The sequence below is a fragment of the Bradyrhizobium sp. genome (assembly GCF_049581145.1).
Lineage (GTDB): Bacteria > Pseudomonadota > Alphaproteobacteria > Rhizobiales > Xanthobacteraceae > Bradyrhizobium.
The window spans coordinates 1-2702 of record NZ_JBAURI010001109.1; the positions used below are offsets into that span (position 1 = coordinate 1).

2 protein-coding genes are annotated in these 2702 nt (G+C 58.8%); one reads left to right on the forward strand and one right to left on the reverse strand.

Annotated elements, in window-relative coordinates; all coding sequences use genetic code 11:
- Positions 1 to 2099 (forward strand): phospholipase effector Tle1 domain-containing protein (locus tag WCB02_RS35640; RefSeq protein ID WP_423966163.1); only part of this gene is annotated, 2099 nt, incomplete at its 5' end.
- Positions 2100 to 2308: 209 nt separating this feature from the next.
- Here WCB02_RS35640 and WCB02_RS35645 read toward each other — a convergent pair.
- Positions 2309 to 2702 (reverse strand): hypothetical protein (locus WCB02_RS35645; RefSeq protein WP_423966165.1); only part of this gene is annotated, 394 nt, incomplete at its 5' end.

Genomic DNA, 2702 nt, shown 5'->3' on the forward strand with positions numbered 1-2702 from the left:
GTGAGCGCGTGGTCGACAAAATCGAATTTCTCGGACTCTGGGATACCGTCGCGGCATACGGACTGCCCATCGACGAAATGACCAGGGGCGTCAACAACTGGATCTGGCCACTGGAATTGCCCAGCCATGAGTTCGACCAGCGCATCCACAAGGCACGCCACGCGCTGGCGATCGACGACGAACGAGAAACATTCTTTCCCGTCCTCTGGAATGAAGATCCAACCAATACCCAACCGCCCGGTACTGAACGGTCGACGAAGGACGAACAGCTCCTGCAGGTCTGGTTTACCGGCATGCACGCCAACGTCGGTGGCGGTTATCCCGACGATGCGCTGGCTAATGTCTCGCTTTCTTGGATCATGGCCGAGGCCCAGGAGGCCGGCCTCGTGTTCAAGGAGATGGCCAACGCCGAGCCCGATGCCTTGCTCAACACGGATTCAGCAAAGGACAAGGACGGAAGGTTGTACGACTCTCGAAGCGGCGTCGGGGGTTACTATCGGTACAGCCCGAGAAAGATCGAGAGTTTCTATGAAAAGATGCCGGAAGCAACCAAGCGTAAGAAGGCCACGCAGTCGGAGCCGGCCGGCTCCACAGCGAAGGCGCCGGCCCTGCTGCCGAAGATCCACGAGACTGTGTTCAGCCGGATCAGGGTCGGGGCGCATCTCTACGCGCCGCCCGGCCTTCCCGAGCAATACGAGGTCGTCACGACTGGGAACGTAGCGGTGGCCTACAATTCACCGCCAAGCGTGACGCCAGCTCCGATGACGGTCATCCCCAACACACCCATCGTCGCCGAGGGCCGCGGCGCGGCCGATCGACATGTCGACCAACAAGAAATCTGGGACATCGTCTGGCGCAAGCGGGGCGTCTACTTCCTTACAGTTTTCACGACGGCCTACCTGCTGGTATATCCGCTGTTCAGGGATACCTACCCGTACGAAGAGGCACGAACGCGACTTCACGTCGTATCCGACATGGTGCGGCTCCTCGGTTCGTTTGCGCCAACGTTCGCCAAGCGTTGGGTGGACGCCTACGCCCAGGAACCTGGCTGGTTTGTGGTCATGCTGCTCCTCGTCATCCTCATGACGTGGCTCGGTTCTTCTCTCGCCGCATCGATTAAGAATGGAATGCGCCCGATATGGGTCGCGTCGCTTCCAGGGACCAATCCGGCGCCAGTCCCGCTGGCGGCGCCGTTTGGAACGTCAACCGGCAGCATGCTCGCCACGCTTGCCGGCGTCCTGCTGGTCTTTCATCCCCTCTTCATCAATCATCTGCCTTGGTGGCCGCAGTCGCTCGAATCTGTCAGGGATTTTGTGTCGGTCTATGTGGGTCCACCCATCAACGTGGTTCTCGGCCTGGCGATCATCGCCTGCTACCTGCCTTCCAAGTGGGTACGTGGTCTGCGCGAGTCGCCCGCTTACCAAGGAATACTTTGGTTTGGTAAGCACAAGGTGGCGCCGCTGCTGTCGGCCGTAGTGATCGTGCTTCTGGTCGCCGAACTCGTTTGTCATTTCGGGTTCAACCTGCTTGATGGCTTCGGCTTTGTATGCCACGAGAATACCACTTTGCAGGACGACAAGGACTCCAATGGCTTCAAGAACGGCCCGGTCAAGCTCACGTTTGACATCGCCTCTGGCGCGGGCTGCACATCAACGGGCGCCTTCCTGAGCCGCGGCAAGTCCTACGCGATCGACATGAAGCGCAATCCCGCGGGCGCACAATGGACATTCTTTGGTGTACCGTCCTACATGGGCGATGCTCCCATATCGAGGCTTCCCTGGTATAAGGAGGCGTTGATGACCGCTTTCTTCCCGCTCCGGCGCGTGTTCGACCGGCCCTGGGGCTCCCTCGTTCTCCGCACGGGAGGCCTCGGAACCGATGTCGATTACCTCGATCGTGATCCTCCTCCGGAAACCGACGATATTCGCGTCGACGTCACCCAGTCGGCCATTCCCGAAGATGAAGAAGAGCTGGGGGAAACCCTCAAGGCTACGCGCAGCGGGGAGTTGTTCATCTACGCCAACAAACCTGTCGTCGGATGGCTTGCCCGCTGGATCGGAGCCACTGGAACCGCAACCGTCACGGTGCGCCAAAAGTGAGGTCACTCTGAACAAGCGGGCCGTCGACCCTGAGGCTCGCATTTCCGGTAGACCATATTGGATCTTTTCACGATGACCGCACTCGATTCCAAACATTCTTTTCGACGGAGGGTTGAAAATTTCGGTTCGGCCAGCCGCCCCTCATAACGTCCCGATTCGGAAACTAGGCGTTATGGAAGAAGTCGGCCGGTGGCCGATAAGATGCCCGCTCAGACTTCAAAACTATAGTTTAGCCGCTCAAGACGCTGCCGAGCTTGCCCCAATTCTGCTTCACTGAACAACCGGCGCCAAGGCTCGCGCAACGCCAATGCCTCCACCGTAAGGTCCAGCCGTTTCAATTCCCACAGTCTGGTGAAACCGCTCGTGGGTGCGCTGCTCATGATCAGACGCCTTGCGGCCGGTAACGCTCCTTCCCGTTCGACCATCCTAAGAAACTCAGTTGGCCGATAGCCTAACTTAGCTGCCTCTGTAAAAATATCGCGCATCGCGCGCTCGAAGGCTCTAAGGTCTGGGACACGAAGATTCTCCTTTTGTCTGTCAATGAAATCGATTGCTTCTCGGATTGGCACCATCGCACTGGGCGCGTCGCTCGCGTCTTTGGTT